Origin of the sequence: Collinsella sp. TM10-22 (assembly GCF_003466125.1) — a bacterium.
Lineage (GTDB): Bacteria > Actinomycetota > Coriobacteriia > Coriobacteriales > Coriobacteriaceae > Collinsella.
In genome coordinates this window covers 104,958-131,012 of record NZ_QSOC01000006.1, presented here as the reverse complement: position 1 = coordinate 131,012, position 26,055 = coordinate 104,958, and the positions used below count along the sequence as shown (strand labels likewise).

Genomic DNA, 26,055 nt, shown 5'->3' with positions numbered 1-26,055 from the left:
CCACTGTAGCACCCTCGCCGTCCTCAACGCGCCACGAGCTGTCGTATCATAGTGAGGTTTAAAAGTATGCGGCTCAAGGCGATCGCGAGGCTTGCCCCGCAAACCGACCGCTGCCGCATACCGCACCGTACGCCCAACCGATCAGGAAGGCAGGAACCAATGGTCTCTCGTATCTACGTGGAGAAGAAACCCGGGTTCGACGTCGAGGCTCAGCAGCTCAAGGGCGAGCTGACCGAGATTCTCGGCATCAAGGGCATCGAGGCTCTGAGGATCATCAACCGCTACGACGTCGAGGGCATCGATGAGGAGCTGTTCCGCTCCTGCGTGCCGACCGTCTTTAGCGAGCCCCAGGTCGATGTGACCTACGACGAGCTCCCCGCAAGCGATGGCGCCGTCTTTGCCGTCGAATTCCTGCCTGGCCAGTTTGACCAGCGCGCCGACTCCGCCAGCGAGTGCGTACAGCTCATCAGCCAGGGCGAGCGCCCCGCCGTGCGCTCCGCCAAGGTCTATATGATCTCGGGCGCCCTGGACGAGGCCGCCATCGATGCCATTAAGCACTACGTGGTGAACCCCGTCGAGGCCCGCATTGCCTCACTCGACCTACCCGAGACGCTGCACATGGAGACCCCCGAGCCTGCGCCCGTCGAGGTGCTTGACGGCTTCCGCGAGCTCGACGAGGCCGGTCTTGCCGCCTTTATCTCCGAGCGCGGTCTTGCCATGGACGAGGCGGACATCGCCTTCTGCCAGCAGTACTTCCGCGATGAAGATCGCGACCCCACAATCACCGAGATTCGCGTGATCGACACCTATTGGTCCGACCACTGCCGCCACACCACCTTCGGTACCGTCCTGGATGACGTGACGATCGACGACGCCGTGGTGCAGCAGGCCTTCGACCGCTACATGGAAATGCGCCACGAGCTCGGTCGCGACGCCAAGCCCGTCTGCCTCATGGATATGGGCACCATCGGCGCCAAGTATCTCAAGAAGACCGGCGTCATGACCGATGTCGACGAGTCCGAGGAGATCAACGCCTGCACCGTCAAGGTAAAGGTCGATGTTGATGGTGAGGACCAGGACTGGCTGTTCCTCTTTAAGAACGAGACCCACAACCACCCGACCGAAATCGAGCCCTTCGGCGGTGCCGCCACCTGCGTGGGCGGCGCCATCCGTGACCCGCTCTCGGGCCGCAGCTATGTGTACCAGGCCATGCGCGTCACCGGCGCCGGCGACCCCACCGTCCCGGTTTCCGAGACGCTCGAGGGCAAGCTCCCGCAGCGCAAGCTCGTGACCACCGCCGCCGCCGGCTACTCCAGCTACGGCAACCAGATCGGCCTTGCCACCGGTCAGGTCAACGAACTCTATCACCCCGGCTACGTGGCCAAGCGCATGGAGGTCGGTGCCGTCGTGGGCGCTACCCCGGCAAACCACGTGCGTCGCGAGTGCCCCGCCCCCACCGACAAGATCATCCTGCTGGGCGGCCGCACCGGCCGTGACGGCATCGGCGGCGCCACCGGCTCCTCCAAGACCCAGAACACCGAGTCCATCGAGACTTCGGGTGCCGAGGTCCAGAAGGGCAACGCCCCGGTCGAGCGCAAGCTGCAGCGCCTGTTCCGACGCGGCGACGCCTGTCGCTTGATCAAGCGCTGCAACGACTTTGGCGCCGGCGGCGTCTCGGTCGCCGTGGGCGAGCTTGCCGACGGCCTGTATGTCGACCTCGATACCGTGACCAAGAAGTACGACGGCCTGGACGGCACCGAGCTCGCCATTTCCGAGTCCCAGGAGCGCATGGCTTGCGCCGTCGCCGACGGTGACGTCGAGGAGTTCATGGGCTACGCCGCCGAGGAGAACCTGGAAGCGACCGTTATCGCCGAGGTTACCGCCGAGCCGCGCATGCGCATGGCCTGGAACGGCGTCGCCATCGTCGACCTGTCCCGCGAGTTCCTCAACTCCAACGGTGCGCCCAAGCACCAGGTCGCCCACGTCTGCGCCCGCAGCGTGTGGCAGCCCAGCTGGGCCGGCACCACGCTTGCCGAGCGTATGACCTCGCTCGTCACCGATCTTAACGTTGCCTCCAACAAGGGCCTTTCCGAGCGCTTCGACTCCACCATCGGCGCCGCCACCGTGCTCATGCCCTTTGGCGGCAAGACACAGCTCACCCCGAGCTCTGCCATGGTCGCCAAGTTCCCCGTGGACGGCGAGACCACCACGGCGAGCGCCATGGCATGGGGCTTCAACCCCTACCTGATGGAGGCCGACCAGTTTGCAGGTGCCTACCTGTCCGTAGTCGAGTCCATCGCCAAGCTCGTCGCCGCCGGCTTTGAGCACAAGCGCGCCTACCTCTCCTTCCAGGAGTACTTCGAGCGCCTGCGCACCGAGGCCGAGCGCTGGGGCAAGCCCATGGCAGCCGTTCTGGGTGCTCTTATGGCCCAGGTCGATCTGGGTGCCGGCGCCATCGGCGGCAAGGACTCCATGAGCGGCTCATTTGAGGACGAGGCCGGCGAGCTCAACGTTCCGCCGACCCTCATCAGCTTCGCCGTGGCCGTGGGTCGCGCCGCCCGCGCCACATCGCCCGAGTTCAAGGGCCTGACGCACCGCGTCGTCCGCATCGCCCCCGCCACCTATGGCGAGGATTACCGTCCCGATGCCCAGCAGCTGCTCGCCGCGTTTGACGCCGTCGAGGCGCTCACCGCCACCGGCGACGCCCTGGCCATCTCCACGCCCGGCTACGGCTGCGGTGCCGAGAGCCTCTTTAAGATGTGCGTCGGCAACCAGATCGGCATCGAGCTTGCCGAGGACGTGGACGTGGAGAGCCTCTTCACCCCGCTCTACGGCAGCTTTATCGTCGAGCTCGCAGAGGATGCCGAGTTGCCCGAGGTCGCCGACGGCGTTGTCGTCGAGCCCCTGGGCACCACCGTCGAGGGCTATGTCATCGACACCGGCTCCGAGGTCATCGAGCTCTCCGAGCTCCAAGAGGCCTGGGAGAGCGGCATCGAGGGTGTCTTTGCCTACCGCAGCACCGACGAGCAGCCCGAGGTCGAGACCATCGACTATCGCACCAAGGATATCCACGTGTACGGCGGCGCCAAAATCGCCCGCCCGCGCGTGATCATCCCCGTGTTCCCCGGCAACAACTGCGAGTACGACAGTGCCCGCGCCTTCCGTGCCGCCGGTGCCGAGGCCGACACCTTCGTGATCAACAATCTCACGCCCGAGGCCGTCGCCGAGAGCACCCACGAGCTTGCCCGTCGCATCCGTGCAAGCCAGATCGTCATGATCCCCGGCGGCTTCTCGGGCGGCGACGAGCCCGACGGCTCCGCCAAGTTCATCACGGCGTTCTTCCGCGCTCCCGAGGTCACCGAGGCAGTTCGCGACCTGCTCAAGGCCCGCGACGGCCTGATGCTGGGCATCTGCAACGGCTTCCAGGCCCTGGTCAAGCTCGGCCTGGTGCCCTACGGTGACATCGTCGACGCCACGCCCGACGCGCCCACGCTGACGTTCAACACCATCGGTCGCCACCAGAGCCGTCTGGTGCGCACCCGCATCTCGTCCAACCTGTCCCCGTGGTTGTCGCAATGCAGCCTGGACGACCCCTACACCGTCGCCATCAGCCACGGCGAGGGCCGCTTTGTCGCCAATGACGAGGTGCTCGCCCAGCTGATCGCCAACGGCCAGGTCGCCACGCAATACGTGGACGAGGACGGCAAGCCCAGCATGGATCTTTCCGTCAACCCCAACGGCTCCGCACTCGCCATCGAGGGCATCACGAGCCCCGACGGCCGCGTCCTGGGCAAGATGGGCCATGCCGAGCGTCGCGGCGACAACCTGTACCGCAACGTTCCCGAGCATGTCCCCGGCGATAAGTTCATGCCGATCTTTGAGAGCGGCGTAGCCTACTTCGCCTAAAGACGTTCCCATCGGGTACAATCCCTTCGGGTAACGACGCCCGCCGCCGGCACCTCCGGTGGCGGGTTCTTTTTTGCTTCGCGCATACAGGAAGGACATCATGGAAAGCCGCAAGCCGCATCTCGCCACCCTGCCCGGACTCATTCTGGGCTGCCTTATCTGCTGTGCGCTCTGGGGATCGGCTTTCCCCTGCATCAAGATCGGTTACGAGCTCTTTGGCATCCCCGCACACGATAGTGCCTCGCAGCTGCTCTTTGCAGGCTTGCGCTTCACGCTTGCCGGCGCCCTGGTCATCGTTGGGATGAGCGCGGCGAAGCGCCGCCCACTCATCCCGCAGGCTCGCGACATCAAGCCCATCTTTGTCTTGTCGATTTTCCAGACGATCGGTCAGTACTTCTTTTTCTACCTGGGACTCTCGCGCGCCAGCGCCATGTCGAGCTCCATCATTGAGGCCAGCGCCAACTTCCTCGCAATCCTCTTTGCCGCTCTGGCGTTTCACACCGAGAAGCTCGATACAGCCAAGGTGCTTGGCTGCGTGTTGGGCTTTGCCGGTGTAGCGCTCGTCAACCTTTCGGGCGCGGATGGCACCTTTGGCTTTGCGCTCGACGGCGAGGGCTTTATCCTGGCTTCCACCGTTGCGGGCGCCCTGTCGACCTGCCTCATTGGCATTTTCTCGCGCGAGCATGACGGCGTTTTACTCGCCGGCTGGCAGTTTTTAGTCGGCGGTCTGGTCCTTACCGCCATCGGGCTTTTGATGGGCGGCGCGCTATCCCCCACCAAAATCGTCCCCGCCATCGCGCTCATCATATATATGGCACTCATTTCCGCCGTCGCATACTCGCTGTGGTCTCGCCTGCTCGCCGTCAACCCCGTCAGCCGCGTTTCGGTCTTTGGCTTTATGAACCCGGTCTTTGGCGTAGCGTTGAGCGCGCTGCTGCTCGGCGAGGGCGCTGGCACAAGCCCCGTTACCGTCATTGTGGCCCTGCTCCTGGTCTGCGGCGGCATCATCATTGTCAACAAACCTAAAGATGCCTAACAAGCCAAGCCCTTGCGTATGCCGCACCTGCAGCGGACATTCGCGTGGTCGCTTTTTCTAGCGTATCTGGACGCCGGCCTTTTTCTTCTCGTGCTTTACGCGGTAGAGCTCCGCATCGGCAGCGCGAAGCAAGTCTTGCCAGGTATCGACACCATCACCGACCCGTGCGTAACCGATGGACATCCGCAACAGATACAGCACCTCGGCACGCGCGAGCTCGTCGTTGATTGCCTCGCACAGGCGCATGATGTCCTGCTCTGCTATCGCCTTTTGGAGCACTACGAACTCATCGCCGCCATAACGTGCGATAAAGCCACCAGACGCCGAGCAGACATCTTTGGGCGCGGTGGAGATGAGCTGAAGAGCGCGGTCACCCTCCACATGTCCGTAGCGATCATTAATCTGCTTAAAGCCATCAGCGTCCATCATGAGCAGATACACATCGCCCGTATGATCCGCATTCGAGAAGAGCGACAGCATATAGGTCTCAAATCGGTTTCGATTGTTGAGGCCAGTCAACGGATCGGTCGAGATCAGCTGCTCCTGGCAGACGATGTAGAGCAGCAGCATGCTAATCATTATGCCGACACAAAGCCCGGGCACCGAAAACACGACCTGAAAGGTGCCGCCCACCAGGACCGGAATGGCGAAAAATGCCAAGGTTCGATAGATGGCCTTCTTTTGTAGACTCTCGACCCTGCGCGATTGCACAAACGCGTGCAGGGACGTATGAATAACGTAGCAGTAGCTGACGATGGGCTGGATCATATAGGCAAAGCAGCGATGATACACGCCCTGCGCATCGATATAGAACAGGGCGTGCGTCCAGCAGCTCGTAAACGCCAGCACGACCACCAGCACCGTAGGCAACGTTACGAGCGCCACCTTATAGCGCGCGGTCAAAAGGCGAGAGCCCTGCACTGTCTCGGAATAGATAAACCAAATGAGGCACGCGATGGCAAAGAGCGAAAACGAAACCGCGTTGGAAATCCAGTTGGCGGCAATGCCCAGCGTGCCGTCCACACCATCCGAGAGCGTCCAGATCATATCGAATAATATTTACGCGGCAGAGGTATAGCCGAGCATGCTAAACAATAGCTGCTGGGTACTCGAGAATAAAGAGCGACGGCTTCGCGCGGCAAGCCCGATAAGAACAATCATGCAGAGCACGAATATCTCAATCTTGAGTGCCTTAACCACTAGACGCCATCCCTTCAATATCCAAGTGGCCAGAATCTCCCGAATCGTGCCTGGGAAATAAACACCCCCTATTCCGTAGGGGTAAAGGGAGTCATAGCAGAGCGTCCGAACATTACTGCAAGACAGCTTCCGTTCGGACGCTCGAGCGGCGCGAATTGCGCGCCGGCATCATTGATGAATGACGATTGCTACTCGCCATAGATGTCGGTCGCGACGGCTTCCTCGATGGCCTCGACACCGGCGGACGACAGGTCCTCCTTGCCCTGGCAGAACTTCTTATCGACCCAGCCAGTAAGAATCGGAGCCATGATCGCCGTGATGATAACAGCGGTGGCGATCTGGGCGTACGCGGCGGGCGCAAGCTCTGCATAGCGCGGCGCCACCTCGGCAAGAGCAACCGGCGTGGTCATAGCCGTGCCGGCGATGGTGGAGCAAGCCACGGCGGCCTTGCCGTTACCACCGCACAGGCGCTCGAACGCAAAGGTGATGGGACCGACGACAAACAACGTAACAAGGCCCAGCAAGATGCCGGAAATGCCACCAGTGACAAAGCTCGACAGGCTCATGGATGCACCAAGCTGAAATCCGATGACGGCAATCGCGGGATTGGTGCCGGGAACCAGCAGGTTCTTTATGAACGGGAAGAGGTTGCCCAAAACCATACCGATGACAAGCGGCAGGATGGAGCCGACGATGGTGCCCAGCGGGATGTTAGCAAGACCAGAAACGCCCAGGATGATCATGGTGACGGCGGGGCCGGCCGTAAAGAACAGGATGCCCACGGCGCCCTGCTCGGACTCATCGCCAAACTCGCCCATGATGCCCGTATAGAGCGCCATGTTGCAGAAGGTGATGCCGCCGATAATGGAGACCGAGCTCAGGCCCAAAAAGTTGTCGTTAAAGAAATACGCAACGCCCAGGCCCAGCGCGGCTGCCACCACAAGCTTAGGGATCAGTACGACGACGCCGGTCTTGATAGCGCCCGGCGTGGACTTAAAGCTGATGCCGGCACCCACGAAGAGCAGGATCGCGGCGACGATGGTATTGGAACCGCCGCGACAGGCGGCGGTAAAGAAGCCACCGATCTCGAAGACCTGCGGGCAGAAGGTATTGAGCAAAAGACCGACGATCATCGGGTAGATCATGATGTCGCCCGGGATTCGCGGTACTTTGAATTTCTTTTGCTCGTTGGCGGTCGCTTCCTGTGCCATGAAACCCCCATTTCCGTTGATGGGACACAAAAGCCCACGTCATACTTTGCTACAGTAAAGTTTGACCATGGTACCAGAAGAAGCAGACAGGCTCGGTGAGAAATTCGATTCGCAAAGTCGAGACGGTAAACGCGCCTTGCTCTTATACGAGGCTCAAAACGATATAGAGCACGATGCCCGAGACGCAGCACCACAGCATCGACTTTGTCTTGATTACCACCGCCACGACGCCGGCAGATGCGATCCAGGGAATCAAGCCCTGCCACAAGCCGGCATCGAAAGCGCCGGGGCTTATCAGGTCGTTAGCGACTAGCGCCGCAAAGGCAGCGGGCGGAATATAGCCCAAGGCCTCGGTAACGCGGAGTGAAAGCGTTCTCCCACGCAAAGCAAACGCCGGGGCAATGCGGAAAAACGCGATGGCCGCCCACGACGAAAGCCACAGGACCAAAAACTCGTTAACGGGCATCGCGAGCACCCCTTCCTTCGGCGAGGGCATCGCACACGAGCGCCGCGGCAACGCCGACGAGTACGCTTACCGGCACGGCAACATTCGTCCACCCCAAGAACTTGCATACGGCGACGGATGCCGCAGCCAAAACGGCAGCTACGGCATCGCCACGCGACAGTCGCTGCGAAAAGAGCAGGCAGATAAAGAGCGATGTGCAGACAAAACTTGCAAGAGCGGTGGGGACATCGACAACGGCACCGACAACGGCGCCCATTGTGCACGAGACGCCCCATGTTGCGATGAGAATCACGTTGAGCGCAAAGGACTCGCGCGGACCCCAATCTTGCCCCTCAATCAACTTGGCAAGCGAGATGCCATATGCCTCCTCGGTGAGCGTCGCGGCAACGGCCAGCGTCTGACGCTTCGAGGCGCCCGCCAGATGCGGTGCGATCGATGCCGAGTAAAGTGCAAAGCGCGAGGAGATTGCGGCGACGCTAGCGACGATCGATGCCGCAGGCACGCCCGCCAGCCACAGGTTGCAGGCCATAAACTGTCCGCAGCCCGTCACAAACGTGCTGCTCAGGGCAAAAACCATCCATGGTTCCATCCCCGTCTGCGCCATAATCATTCCGCACGGCGCACCTATCGCAACATAGGTAAGCATCACCGGCCAGACGGTTTTAATGATTTTGAGCACCATAACGCTCCTCGTCCCGACAAGTTATCCGTTCTGCATTCAACGACACGGCAGAATCATCGTCCGGCAGCAACCGACATCACCTACAATTGCCACCGGATCTAAAGATACAGAAAGACACAACTTTTTAGGAAGTCATTATGACAGCTATCGATCGTGTGCGGGCAGCTGCGGCCTTTAAGACCTATACCGATGCCTACGATGCCGCCAATCCACGTATCGCACTCAAAATCGAGCATACGTATCATGTTGCCGAGGCATGCGATGCCGTGGCACGTAAACAAGGTTGGTCACCGCAGGACATTGACCTGGCGTGGCTGTGCGGACTGCTGCACGATATGGGTCGTTTTGAACAGCTGCGACGCTGGGACACGTTTAAAGATGCCGAGAGCATGAGCCATGCGGCGTTGGGCGTCGAGGTTCTCTTTGGCGAGAATCCCGCCGATGCGCCCGCCGTAACGAGCATTCGCGACTTTATCGATGACCCGGCAGAAGATGAGCTCATCCGAGCGAGCATTGCCTATCACAGTGATTTCCGTCTACCCGCGCAGCTCGACGAGCGCACGCGGAGCTTCTGCGATATCGTGCGCGATGGCGACAAGATCGACATTATGCGCACCATCGCCGACAGCACTGTCGACACTATCCTCAAAGTGGATGAGGACGCGTTTGTAGCCAGTCGCTTCTCGGCACCGACGCTGGCCGCCTTTGACGAGCACCGCTGCGTCGCACGCGATGAACGCAACGAGCCCGCAGACTACCTGGTGGGACTCATCTGCTTTATGTTTGAGCTCGTCTATCCGACAAGCCGTGCGCTGGCGCGCGAGCAAGGCGATATCTATCGCCTGCTCGACGCGCCCTTTGGCATTACGCGACCCTTTATCGACCCCACCACGCAGGCAACCTGGAGCCGCCTTAAGGACGAGCTGCGCCGCTGGCTGGCAAGCGCTTAGCACTCGAGCTGAGCCAGCAACTCCTCAACGACCTCGACGGCGTTTCCAACAACCTTGTACTGGGCGGCGCCAAAGATGGGGGCATCCGGGTCCTCATTGATGGCGATAATGCACTCCGCCCCACCGATGCCGGCGAGATGCTGGATAGCACCCGAGACACCGATGCTCACGAGGAGCTTGGGCGAGACCGATACACCCGTCTGGCCAATTTGATGGCGATACTCCAGCCAGCCGGCCTCCACCACGGGGCGCGTGCAGCCAAGCTCGGCACCCAGAGCCTCGGCAAGCTTTCGCATCAGCGGTAGGTTTTTCTTGGAGCCAATGCCGCGGCCCACCACGACCAGACGCTCGGCATCGGCAATTGAGGCCTGCTGTCCCCACTCCTCGGCGGGAATCGAGATCTCGACACGGGCCTTAACGTCCTCCGCAAGCATCACCTGGGCAATCGTGCCGGAACGGCCGTAGTCGAAGTCGGGAGCCTTAAAGATGCCGGGGCGCACCGTTGCCATCTGCGGACGGTGGTTGGGGCAAATGATGGTGGCCATCAAGTTGCCGCCAAACGCCGGGCGCGTCTGCTGCAGCAAGCCCGTCTCCGCATCCATCGAAAGCACGGTGCAGTCGGCCGTAAGGCCCGTCTGCAAACGCACGGCAACGCCAGGCGCCAGCTCGCGGCCAAAGGCGGTCGCACCGTACAGAATGGCCTCGGGCTTGCGCTCTGCCACCAAATCGCAGATCAGGCGGGCGTAAACCTCCGCGTCGTTCTGGCGCAGACGCTCGTCGCGACAGACCAGGACCTCGTCTGCACCGGCGTAAACCAGATGCTCCAGGTCACCGAGAGAACCCTCGGGGCCCATACCGACCAGTGCGACCAGACGGCAGCCGCGAGCATCGGCAAGCTCGCGGCCCTTACCCATGAGCTCGTAGGCCACAGGAGCCACGGCGTCGTGTTCGTCAGTCTGCACGAAGACCCAAATGTCTCGATATGCATCAAGGTCCACCGCGCCAGCGGCCTCGTCGCGCTCAATCGAGATAGCGCTGACGGGGCAGGCGTCGACGCACCCGCCGCACAGGATGCAGCCGTCGGTTACGCGGGCGCAACGGTTGGGGCGCTCGCCCTCCACCACAATGCCACCCGAGGCGCAGGCGCGAACGCAGCGGCCACAGCCAACGCAGGCCTCGCTATCGATTATCAGTCCGCTCATCTATGCCATCTCCTCGATAATCTTGGCAAGTTTTACCGCCTGCTCGGACGCCGTTCCCTCAACGGCCTCGCACGTTTGGTCACGGTCGGGCACAAACGAGCGCACGACCTGTGTCGGCGACCCGGCAAGACCGCAACGCGCGGGGTCGGCGTTCACGTCGGCGGCACTGACCACGCGCACGTCCGCCTCCTCCGCCGCGCGGATACCGGCAATACTCGGCATACGCAACTGGCCAATCTCCTTGGCGGTCGTCATCGCACACGGCATCTCCAGGTACACCGTCTCCTCGCCGGCATCGCATCCGTGAACGAGCGCCAGCGAGCCACAGGTCGTAAAGCCCGCGCTCTGCACGCAGCTCACGTCGGTCACGCAGGGAATATCAAAGGCACCGGCAAGCTCGGGACCAATCTGGGCCGTATCGCCATCCACCGCCATCTTGCCGCAGATGAGCAGGTCGAAGTCCTCGTCGAGCGCCTCGATGCCGCACTTGAGGGCATAGGTGGTTGCCAGGGTATCGGCACCTGCAAAGGCGCGATCGGTCAGCAGCAGCGCGTCGTCGGCGCCTCGAGCGATGCAGTCGCGCAGCAGCGACTCGGTCGCGGGGATGCCCATCGACACCACCGTCACGCGCACATCCATGCCAAAGCCGATAAAGTCGTCCTTCAGCGCCAGCGCGCATTCCAAAGCGCTCGCGTCAAAGGGATTAATGACCGCCTGTTTGCCATCGCGCACGATGGTATTGGTCTTGGGGTCCATCTTGACCTCGGTGCTTCCCGGCACGGCCTTGACGCACACCACCATATGGAAATCGCTCATCTTCACGCGCCCCCTTTCTGGACGAGCTCATCCAAGAGCTTCTCCGAAAACAGGTTACCGCGGCCCAGCTGCCCGGCAGGATCGAGCTGGAGCTTAAGCCGTGCCGACTCGACCATGGCCTCGTGACCGTACATCGTCTCCAAGAAGCCCGCCTTGATCTTGCCGACACCGTGTTCGGCGGAGACGGCGCCGCCCATGACCGTGACCTCGGAAGCCCACCGGGCAAAGAGTTCTCCGCCGCGGCGGTATTCCTGCGCATCGCGCGGCAGAATGTTCACATGCAGATGGTTGTTACCGATGTGCCCCCAGGCGGCAGATTCAAGCCCACTTTCGGCCAACGTGCGGCGATAAAGGGCGATGACATCGGCCAAGCGTGCATTGGGTACCGACATGTCCGAGCCCAGTTTGGTGATGGCGGGATCCGTGCGGCGGCGCTCGTCGATGAGCATGTTGACGCTCTCGGGCACCGCATGGCGGAAGAACCGCTGGCATTCGCGATCGACCTCGGTGCGCGCAACCCAGGTCGCGTCGTCGCGGCCACCCGCAAGCTCCAGTACCCACCCCAAGTGATACAGCTCCTCAGTCGCCTGAACTTCGTCGTCGCAGTCGAGCTCCACGTAGACACAGACCTTGGCCTCTTTGTCGAGCGCCGGCAGCGAGGCAAACGCCGTCGACTGCTCGCGCTGGCGACGTAGAATATCCAGGGCGCCAGCGTCGAAGTACTCGATGGCAGCCGCATGGGACAGGACGGGACGCACGGAATCGGTGAAGGACACGGCCTTGTCTTCGCTGTCAAAGAAACAGCTCACGCCCCAAACGACCGCAGGCGCCGCTTGCAGGGCAATCTCGAGCTCGGTGATAACGCCGAGCGTGCCGCAAGCGCCGATAAAGAGGTCGATGGCGTCCATATCGTCCGCAACAAAATAACCCGAGGCATTTTTGGTCTTGGGCATGGTGTAGCCAGGAAGATCGAGCTCGAGTGTGTGGCCCTCTGCCGTCACGAGCGACAGGTGGCGGCCCTGGGCAAAAGCCTCGCCGCGCTGAAGCTCAAGCAAATCACCATCAGCCAGCGCGACGTGGAGTCCCGTGATATGCGGGCGCATGGGGCCGTAGGCGTAACTGCGGGCACCGGAGGCGTTACATGCCGCCATGCCGCCCAGACAGGCAGACGCCTCGGTGGGATCGGTGGGAAAGAACTGCTCGGGGGCCTCTTGAAACTCATCGTAGGCCTTAAGCGATGCCTGGTCCCAACCAGCGGTCGGCAGCACCTTCTTGCTCAGCTGCTTGCGCAGCTCCGAGAGCACAACGCCCGGCTCCACGCGCAGCAAAAATTGGCCTTGTTCATCGCGGCGAAGGCCCAAGTAGCGATTCATACGGGAAGTATTGAGGATATGCCCGCCGTGGGGCACGGCACCGGCGGCAAGGCCGGTTCGGGCGCCCTGAACCGTTACCGGGACACGCTCGGCATGGAGCTTTTCCAAAATGGCACGGACCTCGTCTTCCGTTGTCGGAAACGAGATGCTCGATGCTTCGCCCGATACGCGAGATTCATCGCGGCCATACTCTTCGAACTCGTCGGTGAAGGGTTTGATGGTTACAGACACGCGAACTCCCCCTTTAGCTAACTACAGTGTTTGCAGGGAGATGTTACCGCATCGTTTCGTCGACGTGTTCGAGACCGTCTCCATAATTGGCGATTTTTACGTTCGTGCAATTCGGCGAGCGGCTGGATTTCCTCGGCAGACGATGCTTTTAACACATATGGCCCCGCCGTCACTGACCGCGCGATTGCCGCTCGAAAAAAGTTGGAGTATTTTTTGCCGCCTTTTACCTGCGGAGACGCCAATCCGTCAAGCATTTGGTCAGCAATTGGTCAAGTAACGGCTGATACGGTCGGCATCGACAGCCAAAACCGACAGAAGTTTTGGCCCCAGAAGCAGGGAGGTTCCCATGGCATATTACTGGCCCCAGTACGGCATCGCCATCGAAGTCGACGACGATCCCCATCTCCTGCCTTTCGACGAAGAGGCATTCCCCGATACGACGGTCTACCACGTTACCACCGATGTGATCTGCGACCCCGAGTCGTTCTCGGCGCTCGCCCACCGCATCGCGCATATCCACGACATCGAGCTCCCTCCCGACTTCGACGAGCTTGTCTACTCACGCCGCCTGATGCTTCACATGCTCTTTGGAGCGAACCCGTCCACCTTTGCGCGCATCTATACCGCCAAGGATGCCGCATGAGCGCGAAGAAGCCACCCCACTTTGCAGGCCTGGGTCGTCGCAAGAAGCTCATCGTTGCCTGCTTGGCCATCGTCTGTGCCCTTGTCGCCGTAGGACTATACGCTTGGCAGTCGCAGCCCGTACCCGAGGCGGGCGCTTCGGTTACGACGGCCGAGGGCAAAACGCGTCAGGAAATCCAAGATGAGCTCGACGCCATAGTCCGCGACAACATGATGACGATTTCGGTCGCACCGGTCGCTCAGCTGCAGGAGGACGGCAAGCTGCGCGTCAACGTGCAAAACGTCCAAGACAATAAATTTCCCCAGCGATTCCGCGTCATCCAAAACGACGAGACCATGTACGAATCCGGTGTGGTCGAGACCGGCAAGACAATCGAAACGTGCCCCGCCGGCAACATCAAAGAAGGCGAGGCGTACATCGAGATCCAGGCACTCGATGCCAAGACCCTCGACAGCCACGGCAATCCGACACGTGTCAAGGTGCGGGTTGAGCAAGCCGAGAACTAGCTTTTCCGGCCGACGCGGCACCGCACGCAATTCACCAGCATTCGTCCAATCATCGCGGGGACGGCCCGCGGCGAATAGAAAGGAACGACCATGGACATCACCAGGAACATGAACGGAGCCAGAGCGCTCGTCGTGGGCGCGGGGCTCGCGCTCGCGCTCGCAATGGGCGCCGCCCCGACGCCAGCTATGGCGGCCGGGCGCGTTGGAACCACGAAAGTAATGGTCAGGACCGAGATCGACAACGTTGAGTTCAAAGTTCCGACGGTTATTCCCTTCGTCGCCAAGGCCGACGGCACGCTTCAGGGCCCCTCAGAAGACGCGACCACCATCGACAATCATTCGGCCTACGGCATCCATGTCACCAACATGAAGATCGACGCCATGAACACCTGGACCATTGCTGCCGACGCCAAAGCCGGAACCGCACAGAACTCCATCGACTTTAAGGTCGGCCCCGACGGCGCACTCCAGAACGCCAGCGCCGCAATGCAGGAGACGGGCCTCGATCTTTCCAAGAACGCAGCCTTCGACATGGGCTACCAGGGCATTGCCGGCGGCACGGACAAAATTAAGCTCAAGACAAGCGGAAACGTCGCCCGCGTCACGCGCGACATCTTCCGCGTAACCGGCGAAGGCGATCAGGTTGCAACGATCACCTGGACGGTCGAGCCCGGTGCGCACACGGCATAAGGCCGTCGCCCTGGCCGCCGCCGTCAGCATCCTAGCGTTTGGGCCAGCCATGGCCTTTGCCCAGCAAGAACAGGCGCAGGCCGCCACGCAAGTGACGGTCGACCTCTCGGAGCTCGACCGCAGCGACCGCGAGGAACCGTTGGCGCAGACAGGCGACAAACGATGGCTCTTGGCAGCAGGCGCCGCAGCAGCAGGCGCGGGAACCGCCGGCCTCGGTCTGCACATCAAACACAGCCAGAAACAAAACACGGACAGGCCGCACTAAATTAGCTAAGGAGACCCCATGGCATCGAAGAACCTTTTGCCCGTCGTCGCACTCTGCGGCGCGCTCGCAACCGGAACGCCTGTCGCCGCTTGGGCGACTCCTGTCATGGCAGACTCCTTACCAGCGGCCCTAAGCTCCGCACCAAATCCGTCGAGCGCCATTGCGTGCAAGCGTTTTTCGATCGCACAGGCCGCAATCTCAACCTCGGGATGCCTTCGTCGTAATACGGACGGCTCGATAGTCGTGGATATCAATCGTTCGAACAAGGCAAACGGCTCCCAGGCGGGGTGCGCCGTCTGCACGTGGCGCTCGGTTGTGCTCGATGCAGATGGCGATCCATGCAATTTAGAGCTGCGCATCGACATCGCTTCGGTCGATGACTCGGCGAACGGAGCGAAGGTCGCCTTCGACGGTACGTTTTTTGAGAAAGGAGGCGGTATATGTCTGGGCTGCGCCGCCGCGAATGCAGACGACACGCAGCCCACCCTCTCATTCACGGCATCGTTGCGGCTGACCAAAGCCGGTACCGATGCCATCGCGGCGGGAGAAGCGTCCCTGCTGTTCTACGCCGTCAGTACCAAAGACACAGACGCTTATTTCGAGAAGCCAGCCGGATCACTCAGCCTTACACGAGGGATAGAGGCAGGCCCTATTGAAATCGATGCCCGCGCGCAAAGCAGGCAACGCATTCTTGCCGACCCGGCGCTTCTCGAAATGGAGTGGAACGGATCCGGAGCCATCGGAATTCTCCCCTCCGCGTTTGACGCCAAGACGCTCCCCCCAAACGACGAACCCATCAACGCAACCATACAAGAAGAGAGCGCGGACAAAGAAGCAGGTGCGGGCGACACGCCGTCGCCGACAAACAGCGTCCCAGCTTCTTTCGAAGCGCCGAATGAGCCCGCTGCCGATCCAAACGATCCCGAGTTCGCGGACAGTCTGGGGCTTGCTGATCCTCAAGAGATCGATGAAGGCAACTGCTGCGTGCTTGCCGCGCTCGACCACACAGAGGTCGTCGACGCTGCGAACATCGAAGTTGCCGCCGCCAATCAGCCCGTCCGCAAGTCAGCCATCATCGCATTTCCTGAATCCATCGAAGTCGTCTTTTTGCCATCGGGCGAGGTCGTGGCCCCAACACTGCTCACCTTGTTGGGCGCCAAGAATACTCGAAACGAAATTAAAAAGGTCACGGTTGTCGACCCTGCAACCACCGCCAAGCTGCGTTTATACGCCGTTGCTCCAGACGGAGGCAAGACCTTAGAATTCGATGGTGACACACTCCTAGCCTGGCGACGTCTGGACATTATGCAAGACGTCTCGTATCAGATCGAACTCGAAGGGTTTGATCGTGCCCGCGATGCCAATATCATTGCCGCGGCTATTGAATCCCCACAGCGGCTTATGACACTGCGCTTTGAATACTATCCCTATGTCCCGACAACCACCTGAGGCTTAAATGCTGTGCGTCGTTGCTAATGCCACTTATATAACGTATTAGATGAGTCGCGATGTACCTCGCATTCCACTCTGCTACGATTGCCACGTTGGCATCAATACGGGAGGGCTCATGCCGGGCTTGGGAACAATCATCAACGTTGTGCTTTTGATTGCGGGCGGTCTTTTGGGATTAGCGGGCGGCCGCTTCATTACACCGCGCATCCAAGACACGCTCATGAAAGCATCGGGGCTGTGCGTCCTGTTTATCGGCCTTGGCGGCACCATGCAAAAGATGCTCCTTATCGATGGGAAGGCGCTGGCGACCACCGGTACCACCATGCTCATCGTCTCATTTGCGGTCGGTTCGCTCATCGGCGAGGCCGTCAACTTGGAAGCCGCCATCGAGAACCTTGGCGAATGGCTCAAGCGCAAGACTGGCAGTGAGGGCGATAACGAGTTCACCAACGCTTTTGTCTCGACTTCACTCACCGTGTGCATTGGCGCCATGGCCATTGTGGGATCGATCCAGGACGGCCTGCTCGGCGACTGGTCAACGCTTGCCCTCAAGGGCGCACTGGACTGCATCATCGTCTGCACCATGACGGCCTCGCTTGGCCGCGGCTGCATCTTCTCGGCCCTGCCCGTCGCCGTGTTCCAGGGGACGATCACGTTGTTTGCCGGCGCGCTCTCCCCCATCATGACCACAGCGGCCCTCAACAGCCTTTCGCTCGTAGGCTCCATGCTCATCTTCTGCGTCGGCGTCAACCTCATCCGTCCTCAGACCTTCCGTACGGCCAATATGCTTCCCTCCGTCGTCATCGCCGTCATCTACGCCCTCCTGTTCTAAATCTATCTACGCAGCAGTATCTCGAACACCTGTTTGATGCTGTGCTATGATATGAGGTCACCGAAGCTGCGTTAGGAGAGGAGAAGCGGTGGCCGACCAGGACATCAAAATGCTCATCGAGCGCATTATGGCCGAGGCTCGGACCCATCAGTCCGCCCGTTTCTCAAACGAAATCTACGCAGACGAGCCGATTCTCAAGACCGGCCGACAGATGCAGAACTTCCTCCCCGACCAATACCGCAAGATGCGTGAGATATCGCGTTGGCAAGAAGACCCAAAGGGCGGCGCGGGCCGTTGGCTTTCGGAGGCCGAGCTTTTCTACCGCCAAGGCCTGCTGATGGCCGACTTTGAGGACGACTGTCCCTACAACGGCACCTTTAAGTCGTACTTTCCCACCTACAACGCCATGAGCGACCGGCAGCTGCGCGGCTACTTTACCTGGCGCGCCCAAGTGCGCCGCGGGAATATTGAGGAGACATCGACCTCGTTTGCCTTTCTGTATCTCTATGAGTTGATTTGCGGCATTGGCGTAGATGACCCGCTCGATGGTTTTAACAAGATCGAGGCTTTTTGGGATGTCTATCGCGCCTTCGAGCCCGGCATCGACAGGTTTGCGCGCGTGTGGCTGCAGGACTACGCCGTGTTCCACAGGCTCGACCCCAAGCTGCTTCGTGACTCTAAAACCGTCATGTTCGATAACGCCCTTATCGAGCTGCGGCGCGCGGCACGAGACCTTGTACCAGCACCGGCACCGTCCGGCCAGCCCCCCAAGCGTCGCAAAACCTCCGAGCCCACGCTCCCCCTTCCGCCCGATGAGGTGCGCGAGGAGCGACTCATGGCCGCTATCAATGCCCTCTCCACGTATAACCTAAGTAACTCGCGGCTCGACCGCAGCCACCACCGCGATCTGCGCCACGTGGCGTGCGCCGTGTATGTCCGCATGGCGCGCTACTATGACACGCACCGAAAGACCGGCATCGTGGCGAGTTTATTTGGGGAGGAGACGGCCATGCCCTACACCATGTTTGCCTCGGCCGTATTCTTTGCGCCCGAGCGCCACGAGGACTGCGAATATCGCCTAGATCCTATCCATATCTACCGTTGCCAAAACGGCTTTTGGGAATGCATGCGTATCCACGGTAGTAGGCAAAAGAGCAGCAAGCTCGGTGAAATGATGCGCGCCTGCGACCAACGCCTGCGCCTGGCGCTGGACCCCGCCCATCCCCTTAAGGAAGAAAAGGTCCCCAAATATCTGGCCAAGATTATCGATGACGAGATTGTGGCATGGCTTTCATGGGACGCCGCACACCAGCCCGTCAAGATCGATATCGATCTGAGTCAGCTGGGGCACATTCGGAGCGCCGCCGCGCAAACGCGCGAGGCGCTTTTGATCGACGAGGAGCGCGAGGACGATGCGCTCGCACAGGTTGACGTGGCGGGCTCCGAGCAGCTGGAAGCCAAGCCCGCGTCCGACGTGATTGCCGAGGCGGTCACGGTGCCCATGGGGCAGGATGATGCCGACGAGCCGACCATATCCACCGACCAGTTTGGTGCCGTGGCGCCGCTTCTTGTGCCGACGCCCGCGTTCACAGCAACTGTCTCCGCTGACGCTGCGAACGAACTCGCACCAGCCGCAGCCGTCTATCTGCGCGCACTGCTCGAGCAGAACACGGCGCAGGCGGCGTCGGCGGTTGAGAGGTCGGGGCAGAGCGAGGACATGCTCGTCGATCACATCAACGAGGCGCTCTTTGACCTGGTGGGCGACACCGTAATTGAGTTTGGAGCTGCAGGACCGCAGATTATTGAGGACTACGAAGCAGACGTGAGAGGATACCTAGACCATGAGTGATACCGCATCCGCAGCACCCCGCGTGCCCAAGCGCGTCGCCGCCGTCATTCTCAACTCGCTCAAGGGCGGCGTGGTCCCGCGCATCGGCCTTCCCTACATCACCGTAGGACGCGAGGTCGAGATCCGCGCCCTGCTCACCGATCTGAGCCTCATCGCCGACGGTGGCGCGAGCTTCCGCTTTCTGGTCGGTCGCTACGGCGCCGGCAAGAGCTTTTTACTCCAAACCATCCGCACGCACGCCATGGGCGAGGGGTTCGTCGTCGCCGATGCCGATCTATCCCCTGAGCGCCGTCTCCAGGGCGGTCAGGGACAGGGCCTTGCCACCTACCGCGAGCTCATCCGCAATATATCGACTAAAACGCGCCCCGAGGGCGGTGCGCTCAACCTTATCCTGGATCGTTGGGTCGCCTCGTGTGCCGACGTCGACGAGTCGGTCGTCAATGCCCAACTAGCCCCGCTCGAGGAGATGGTCCACGGCTTCGACTTCACCCGCATGCTTCGCCGCTATCGCGCGGCCGTATCCGAGGGCGACGAAGAGGCCATGAGCCGCGTGACCAAATGGATCCGCGGCGAATACCGCACCAAGAGCGAGGCTCGCGCCGAGCTGGGCTCCTCAACCATCATCAGCGATGACGACTGGTACGACTACGTCAAACTCATCGCGCGTTTTTTGGTTTGCAGCGGCTACAAAGGCATGCTGGTGCTCATTGACGAGCTCGTGAATCTGTATAAGATTCCCAACGCCATCACGCGCCAGTACAACTACGAGAAAATCCTGACCATGTACAACGACACACTTCAGGGCAAGGCGCAGTACCTGGGCATGATCATGGGTGGCACGCCGACCTCCATCGAGGACCGCCGCCGCGGTGTGTTTTCCTACGAGGCCCTACGCAGCCGACTCGCCCAGGGCCGCTTTGCACGCGAGGACCTTAAGGACATGCTCGCGCCCATCATCCGCCTGCAGCCACTCACCTATGAGGAGCTGCTGGTGCTCATCGAAAAACTCATGCAGATCCATGCCGGCTACTTTGGCTGGACGCCCACGCTTACCGAGAACGACCTGGTGGACTTCCTCAAGATTGAGTTCGGTCGCGTGGGAGCCGATACGCACCTGACGCCGCGTGAAGTCATTCGTGACTTTATCGAGTTGCTCGATATCCTGTGTCAGAACCCCTATGCCAGCGTAGCCGAGTTGCTGCAAAGCGTCGGTGGCGATACTCTCGCGCCAGCCGGCGAATCGCCCGCGTCATCCGATGCGCGCAGCTTCGCCGAGTTCACCATCTAACCTGCCAAAAAGGGACAGGTTTATTTTGGCAGGTTTTATCTGGGCAAATGCCGATATTGCAATTCGACGACCCATTGCCCGTTGCGTTTGATAACCCGTTGTTGAAAGGAGGCCCCGTGAACGCCTTTGACCGCTACGCCCCGTTTATCCAGGACTTCATCTACTCCCACGATTGGGAGAGCTTACGCTCTATCCAGGTTGCAGCAGCAGACGCCATCTTTAACACGCAAGACAACGTGCTCCTGACGGCATCCACAGCGTCCGGCAAAACCGAGGCGGCCTTCTTTCCCATCCTGACCGAGTTTTGGGAAAACCCGCCCACAAGCGTAGGCGCCCTCTACATTGGTCCCCTCAAAGCACTCATCAATGATCAGTTCGTCCGCCTCAACGACCTGTGCGAAGAGGCCGATATCCCCGTCTGGCACTGGCATGGCGACGTCTCGCAGTCGCACAAGGCAAAGCTCATTAAAAAGCCGAGCGGCATCTTGCAGATTACGCCCGAATCGCTCGAGGCGCTCCTGATCCATAAGCACATGGCGATCCCGCGCATGTTTTGCGACCTGCGCTATGTGGTCATCGACGAGGTTCACTCGCTTATGCGTGGCGACCGCGGCGGACAGACGCTCTGCCTTATCGAGCGCCTCTCGCGCATGGCAGGTGTGCAGCCCCGACGCATTGGCCTTTCGGCTACCATCGGCGACCCCGAGCGCACGGGCACCTTTCTCTCGCAGGGAACGGGACGCAGCTGCGTTATCCCCCGTTTTGAGGAACCGCGTCGCGTGTGGCGCATCTCCATGGAGCACTTCTACAACTCGGGCCCCCAGGCGCAGCAGCGAGGATTCGAGAGTGCTGGTCCCCAAGAGGCCGAGGTGCTTGCGTGCGAGCGCATCGAGGCGGCAGCGTCCACGGCACTGCCCGCCGGCACCCAAGACAGACGTCACAGCGGACAGCTCACGCAGGAGGAGCGCCGTCAGCGTCGCGAACAGGCACGGGGCAAGGTTACCTCCAGGGATCGTCGCACTTCCTCGGCCCCCGAGGGCGAAGTCGATATCCCGCGGGCGACCGAGCAGGCGCTTCTCAACCCCACCGACACCGCGCCCGAAAACGCCGACCCCGGCATGGGCTACATCTTTGAACATACGCGCGGCCGCAAGTGCCTGGTCTTTGCCAACTCGCGCGAGGAGGCAGAGGCCGTATGCTCCATGCTGCGCAGCTACTGCGAGAGCCGACACGAGCCCGACCGCTTTCTCATCCACCACGGCAATCTTTCGGCATCGCTGCGCGAGACCGCCGAGGAGCTGATGCGTGACGAGGAGCAGGCACAGACAACCGTCACCACTTCCACACTGGAGCTCGGCATCGATATCGGTCGTCTGGAGCGCGCGTTCCAGATCGATGCACCGTTTACCGTCAGCTCCTTTTTGCAGCGCATGGGCCGCACAGGACGCCGCGATCTTCCACCCGAGATGTGGTTTGTCATGCGCGAGGAAGAGCCCGAGCCGCGCACGATGATGCCTGAGACCATTCCGTGGAAGCTCCTGCAGGGCATCGCGCTCGTACAACTCTATCGTGAGGAAAAGTGGGTCGAGCCACCCGAGCTCGATCGACTCCCCTATAGTCTGCTCTATCACCAGACCATGTCGACACTTGCCAGCACCGGCGAGCTCACGCCGGCAGAACTTGCCCAGCGCGTGCTCACGCTCAGCTATTTTCACCGCATCTCGGCCGATGACTATCGCGTCTTGCTCCGTCACCTCATTACCATCGACCATATTCAGATCACCGAGGGCGGCGGGCTCATCGTGGGTCTCGCAGGCGAGCGCATCATTAACAACTTTAAGTTCTACGCCGTGTTTCAGGAAAACGAGGAGTTCACCGTTCGCAGCGAGTCGGCCGAATTGGGCACGATCGTCAATCCGCCACCGCCCGGTGAGCGCATCGCCATCGCCGGACACTGCTGGATTGTCGAGGAAGTGGACTGGAAGCGTCATACCGTCTTTGCCACACAGGTCAAAGGTCGCGTGCCGGCCTACTTTGGCGACTGCCCCGGCGACATTAATACACACATACTCGAGCGTATGCGCAAAGCGCTTAACGAGCACGCGGCATATCCGTACCTCATGGGTAACGCGAGAGCCCGCTTGGCGCAGGCTCGTCATACGGCCGAGATTTCGGGCGCAGGAACCAAGCCGCTCATCAACCTGGGCGGCGATACCTGGGTGCTCTTCCCCTGGCTGGGCAGCTACGCCTTTTTGGCGCTCGAGCGCATGCTCAAGATTAAATGTGCCGCTGAGCTGGGCCTTCGCGGACTCGACCCGTCGCGACCGTACTATATGCAGTTTAAGATGAAGGCCGACGAGGAGACGTTCTTTGAGATGCTCGCCGCCGAGGCCGAGAAGGACTTCGATCCCATTGAGCTCATCTATCCCGGCGAGGTGCCTTACTTTGATCGTTACGACGAATTTGTTCCTGAGGAACTCGTGCGCAAGGGCTTTGCCGAAGGCGTACTCGATATCGAGGGCATGAAGCAGCGCATCCGCAGCTGGACCAGCTAATTTGGGACGGGGCTCTTTTAGCTATCCCTGCCGTTAATCAGCCAAACCGTTCGCGTTACCTGCCGGGGTAGCTAAAAAGCCCAAAAAGACTGGTCGAAAGAGGCCCGCCCCGAATAGGCTAGTCGCGGAGGGCCGCGCCGAAGAAGTCGGCATCGAAGGGCACGGCTTCGGCAAAGGTGTAGTCACCGTCGCTGGCAATGAGCAGGTAGTTCTCTTCGCCGCCAAATTCCGCGTCGCCGCAGGGAACCACCCAAGCATGCGCAAACACCTCGAGCGCCGTGGCAACGCAATCGCGCAGGAACGTCACATCGCTCCCCTCGTTTGCACTCACGATATTGGCAGCATAGATACCGCCGGGGTTCAGGCTGCCCCGCACCAAACGCAGCGCCTCAATCGTCGCCAGCTCGCGCACGGGTTCGGCACCGCCAAAGCAATCGCTCACGACGACATCGTAGCGACGATGCCCCACGCTCGTCACGCCCAGATACGAGCGAGCCTCGGCGGTAATCACCCGCAAGCGGTCTCCCACCGTGCGCTCCAGCTCGTCCAGATAGAACCAACGACGTGCTAGACGCGTAATCTCGGCGTCGTACTCAATGACGTCCATGCGCAAGTTCTCGTGCGACATCAGCGCAAACTTGGGATAGGCAAACCCGCCGCCGCCCAGCATAAGCATGCGGTCGATGCCATGACTACAAGCATCGCGCATGGCATCCTCGGCCTCAAACACATCGTCAAACGCACGATAGTACGCAAAGACGGGCTCTGCCCAACGCTCGCCAACATAGGTCGCGCTTTGGTACACGCCGCCTTGCACCAACACGCGGACTTCGTCGCCGTTCTCATCGTGCACGCGCTTCACGCGCGCCAGCCCATTGCGGGTCCTCGCGACCTGCAGACGGGCAGCGCGAACAGCAACGGCGGCCGCACCGAGCGCCGCGGCTCCCAGGGCAACGCCGGCAACGACACCGGCAGAAACACTCGGCTTGTTCATCTAGAGCTCCTTTTGCAGATAGAGTCCATGATCATAAAAACCCAAATGGCGATAGTACTCACGCGTGCCAATCGCGCTAATCACGTTGATGCGCGCATAGCCCGCATCCCGAGCAATTTCGCACGCGCGCTCCACCAGCGAGCGCCCCAATCCATGATGCTGAGCCGCCTGGCCTTGATCGCCCACGCGCGCGGCCATACCATACACGTGCACCTCACGAATCATCGCCTCGTCCGGCGTCGTCGGCAACTCGTCCGCATGCGCGGCAACAAATGCGCGGTCGGGCAGCGATAAGCGCAAAAAGCCCGCGATCTTGCCCTGCGGCGTTACCCACTGCAAAAAGCGCTCATGCGTCACCGGCGTCTCGTACGCCACCTCCTCGTTAAGGGTCAACTCGCCCAGGTCGGCGCCCGCCGTGCTGATCTCGCGATAGCGAATCTCGCGCACCTTGGCGCCCTTGCCCTGCGCCGCCAGGCGATTCTCGACCAGCTGGCGAAGGTTGGGCTTCTTGTTGCCCACCATAATGTCGTCGGAACTAAAGTCGCGAATCATACGGCTAATGCGGCAGAACGCCGGTGTCACCACGATGTCATCGGCCAACACATCGAGCAGCTCGTCCTCGGTATAGGGGCGCCACTCGCCACGCTCGTAGCATCCCACCAGACGCGAGCCCTCAATGAGCGCACACGGGTAGACCTTGACCTCGTCGGGCATAAAGGCGCCCTCGGTCATAAAGCGCTCGTAGTCGCGCTTGTCCCCCGCGGACGTGGCGCCCAGCAAGTTAAGCATAAAATGTGCGTGGATCTTAAAGCCAAACAGGCGCGCGAGCGAAAACGCCCGATCGATCTGCGCCACCGAAATGCGACGCTCGTTGATATCGAGCAGGTGCTGGTCGAGACTCTGGATGCCCATCTGAATCTTGGTGCAGCCCAGACGGCGGATGAGCGTGAGCGCCTGCGGCGTCACGGCATCGGGGCGCATCTCGATAACGAGCCCCACCACGCGATGCTTCGCCGTCTCGTTGATGCGCTGCTGGCGCTCAAGCTCCTCCATTGTTGCCGTCTGCCACTCGGCAACCCGGCCCCACGGCGTGCCGGGGCCATAGAGCTTTCGCACCGCGCGGTTATAGCCACCCACGGCAGCATCCACACGCCCTTGCTCGCCGGCAACGCCGGCGGCAAGCTCAGCCTCATCGGTCGCAATGCCGGCAGTCCTATAGCGCTCGCGACGCACCGCCACCACCGGCGGCAGGGCATCGGCGGGAGCGTCATCGAGCAGGCGCCCCGCCTCGGCACGGCTGATGCCCGGACGCGCCAACATGGGGTTGGCTGCCACGCCGGCCACGGCATCGTCATTGAGCGCACGGAAAAGCTCCGACACGAACCATGTTTGATACCCTTGCGGATAGTCGCTCCAAGTACCGCCAAGTACGATGAGCTCGATCTTGTCGGTCGCATGCCCCATTTGCGAAAGCGCGGTCAGACGAGCGCTCACCTGCAGATACGGATCAAAGCAGTTTTGCTCCGCACGGGCGCACGCCGGCTCAGCGTGCAGATAGCTCTTGGGCATGCGCAGGTCGTTGGGGCAAAACAGGCAATCGCCCGAGCACGGCCACGGCTTGGTGATGACGGTAATGGTCGCCACGCCCGAGGCCGTTCGGCGCGGCTTCATACGCAGCACCTGCAGCAGTTGACGTTCCAGATCGGAATCGACATTCCACGCAGCCCACCGAGCCGGCTCCTCACGTTTAACCCGCTGGTAGAACGGCAGCAGACGGCGCTTGGCCAAATCGCGTTTGTCGGCACCCTCGCGGCGCGCCTCGGCATGTATCAGTTTGACGAGCGCTTTGTCGTCCACGGTCTCGCCGCGACGCAGAGCCTCGAGTATGTTCAAGATAATCTGTTCCAT

Annotated in this window: 21 protein-coding genes; 12 read left to right on the top strand and 9 right to left on the bottom strand. The window is 61.1% G+C overall.

Features of this window, described 5'->3' with window-relative positions; all coding sequences use genetic code 11:
- The first annotated feature begins 159 nt into the window (after positions 1–159).
- Positions 160–3,906, top strand: a complete 3,747-nt coding sequence (locus DXD94_RS07740; protein ID WP_117763723.1) for a phosphoribosylformylglycinamidine synthase — start codon at positions 160–162, stop codon at positions 3,904–3,906.
- A 100-nt stretch (positions 3,907–4,006) separates the two neighbouring features.
- Positions 4,007–4,942: a DMT family transporter gene (locus DXD94_RS07735; RefSeq protein WP_117763722.1), complete on the top strand. Its 936-nt coding sequence runs from the start codon at positions 4,007–4,009 to the stop codon at positions 4,940–4,942.
- 57 nt (positions 4,943–4,999) lie between these two features.
- Here the strand turns inward: DXD94_RS07735 and DXD94_RS07730 are convergent, their stop codons facing one another.
- From DXD94_RS07730 to DXD94_RS07715, 4 genes are all read right to left on the bottom strand, one after another.
- Complete coding sequence (locus DXD94_RS07730) at positions 5,000–5,989, bottom strand: GGDEF domain-containing protein (RefSeq protein ID WP_117763721.1); 990 nt, start codon at positions 5,987–5,989, stop codon at positions 5,000–5,002.
- Between the two features lie 341 nt (positions 5,990–6,330).
- A complete protein-coding gene (locus DXD94_RS07725) occupies positions 6,331–7,353 on the bottom strand; it encodes a 2-keto-3-deoxygluconate permease (protein WP_117763720.1) in 1,023 nt (340 codons plus the stop codon).
- Between the two features lie 142 nt (positions 7,354–7,495).
- Positions 7,496–7,819: an AzlD domain-containing protein gene (locus DXD94_RS07720; protein ID WP_117763719.1), complete on the bottom strand. Its 324-nt coding sequence runs from the start codon at positions 7,817–7,819 to the stop codon at positions 7,496–7,498.
- Complete coding sequence (locus DXD94_RS07715) at positions 7,809–8,501, bottom strand: AzlC family ABC transporter permease (protein WP_117763718.1); 693 nt, start codon at positions 8,499–8,501, stop codon at positions 7,809–7,811. Before DXD94_RS07715 ends, DXD94_RS07720 begins: the two co-directional genes overlap by 11 nt.
- A 137-nt stretch (positions 8,502–8,638) precedes the next feature.
- Between DXD94_RS07715 and DXD94_RS07710 the strand changes: the two genes are divergently transcribed.
- On the top strand, positions 8,639–9,451 hold the full coding sequence (locus tag DXD94_RS07710; protein ID WP_117763717.1) for an HD domain-containing protein: 813 nt from the start codon (positions 8,639–8,641) through the stop codon (positions 9,449–9,451).
- On the opposite strand, the gene DXD94_RS07705 is transcribed toward DXD94_RS07710, so the two are convergent.
- Genes DXD94_RS07705 through DXD94_RS07695 form a run of 3 tightly spaced genes read right to left on the bottom strand, consistent with a single transcriptional unit; the run spans position 9,448 to position 13,073 of the window.
- Complete coding sequence (locus DXD94_RS07705) at positions 9,448–10,653, bottom strand: electron transfer flavoprotein subunit alpha (protein ID WP_117763716.1); 1,206 nt, start codon at positions 10,651–10,653, stop codon at positions 9,448–9,450. The two genes, DXD94_RS07710 and DXD94_RS07705, sit on opposite strands and share 4 nt — an antisense overlap.
- Entirely contained in the window at positions 10,654–11,469 is an 816-nt protein-coding gene (locus tag DXD94_RS07700) for an electron transfer flavoprotein subunit beta/FixA family protein (RefSeq protein ID WP_117763715.1), read from the bottom strand.
- 2 nt (positions 11,470–11,471) lie between these two features.
- Positions 11,472–13,073, bottom strand: a complete 1,602-nt coding sequence (locus tag DXD94_RS07695; protein ID WP_233540346.1) for an FAD-binding oxidoreductase — start codon at positions 13,071–13,073, stop codon at positions 11,472–11,474.
- Positions 13,074–13,419: 346 nt separating this feature from the next.
- Between DXD94_RS07695 and DXD94_RS07690 the strand changes: the two genes are divergently transcribed.
- The 9 genes from DXD94_RS07690 (at position 13,420) to DXD94_RS07650 (ending at position 23,153) form a co-directional block, all read left to right on the top strand.
- Positions 13,420–13,716: a hypothetical protein gene (locus DXD94_RS07690; RefSeq protein ID WP_117746255.1), complete on the top strand. Its 297-nt coding sequence runs from the start codon at positions 13,420–13,422 to the stop codon at positions 13,714–13,716.
- Positions 13,713–14,222, top strand: coding sequence for a hypothetical protein (locus DXD94_RS07685; protein ID WP_117763714.1), 510 nt, complete (start codon positions 13,713–13,715; stop codon positions 14,220–14,222). Before DXD94_RS07690 ends, DXD94_RS07685 begins: the two co-directional genes overlap by 4 nt.
- A 90-nt stretch (positions 14,223–14,312) precedes the next feature.
- The gene (locus tag DXD94_RS07680) at positions 14,313–14,912 is read left to right on the top strand and encodes a hypothetical protein (RefSeq protein ID WP_117763713.1); all 600 of its coding nucleotides are present in this window, start codon (positions 14,313–14,315) and stop codon (positions 14,910–14,912) included.
- Positions 14,913–14,961: 49 nt separating this feature from the next.
- The gene (locus DXD94_RS09680) at positions 14,962–15,177 is read left to right on the top strand and encodes a hypothetical protein (protein ID WP_158564811.1); all 216 of its coding nucleotides are present in this window, start codon (positions 14,962–14,964) and stop codon (positions 15,175–15,177) included.
- A gap of 18 nt (positions 15,178–15,195) precedes the next feature.
- On the top strand, positions 15,196–16,626 hold the full coding sequence (locus DXD94_RS07670) for a hypothetical protein (RefSeq protein WP_117763711.1): 1,431 nt from the start codon (positions 15,196–15,198) through the stop codon (positions 16,624–16,626).
- Positions 16,627–16,675: 49 nt separating this feature from the next.
- On the top strand, positions 16,676–17,461 hold the full coding sequence (locus tag DXD94_RS07665) for a DUF554 domain-containing protein (RefSeq protein ID WP_233540345.1): 786 nt from the start codon (positions 16,676–16,678) through the stop codon (positions 17,459–17,461).
- A gap of 88 nt (positions 17,462–17,549) precedes the next feature.
- Positions 17,550–19,310: a TerB N-terminal domain-containing protein gene (locus DXD94_RS07660; RefSeq protein WP_233540344.1), complete on the top strand. Its 1,761-nt coding sequence runs from the start codon at positions 17,550–17,552 to the stop codon at positions 19,308–19,310.
- A complete protein-coding gene (locus DXD94_RS07655) occupies positions 19,303–20,598 on the top strand; it encodes an ATP-binding protein (protein WP_117763710.1) in 1,296 nt (431 codons plus the stop codon). Before DXD94_RS07660 ends, DXD94_RS07655 begins: the two co-directional genes overlap by 8 nt.
- 116 nt (positions 20,599–20,714) lie before the next feature.
- Positions 20,715–23,153 carry a DEAD/DEAH box helicase gene (locus tag DXD94_RS07650; RefSeq protein WP_117763709.1) on the top strand — a complete coding sequence of 813 codons (2,439 nt, stop codon included), beginning with the start codon at positions 20,715–20,717 and terminating at the stop codon, positions 23,151–23,153.
- A 118-nt stretch (positions 23,154–23,271) separates the two neighbouring features.
- Here DXD94_RS07650 and DXD94_RS07645 read toward each other — a convergent pair whose 3' ends face one another.
- Entirely contained in the window at positions 23,272–24,147 is an 876-nt protein-coding gene (locus DXD94_RS07645) for a spermidine synthase (RefSeq protein WP_117763708.1), read from the bottom strand.
- On the bottom strand, positions 24,148–26,055 hold the full coding sequence (locus DXD94_RS07640; protein ID WP_117763707.1) for an elongator complex protein 3: 1,908 nt from the start codon (positions 26,053–26,055) through the stop codon (positions 24,148–24,150).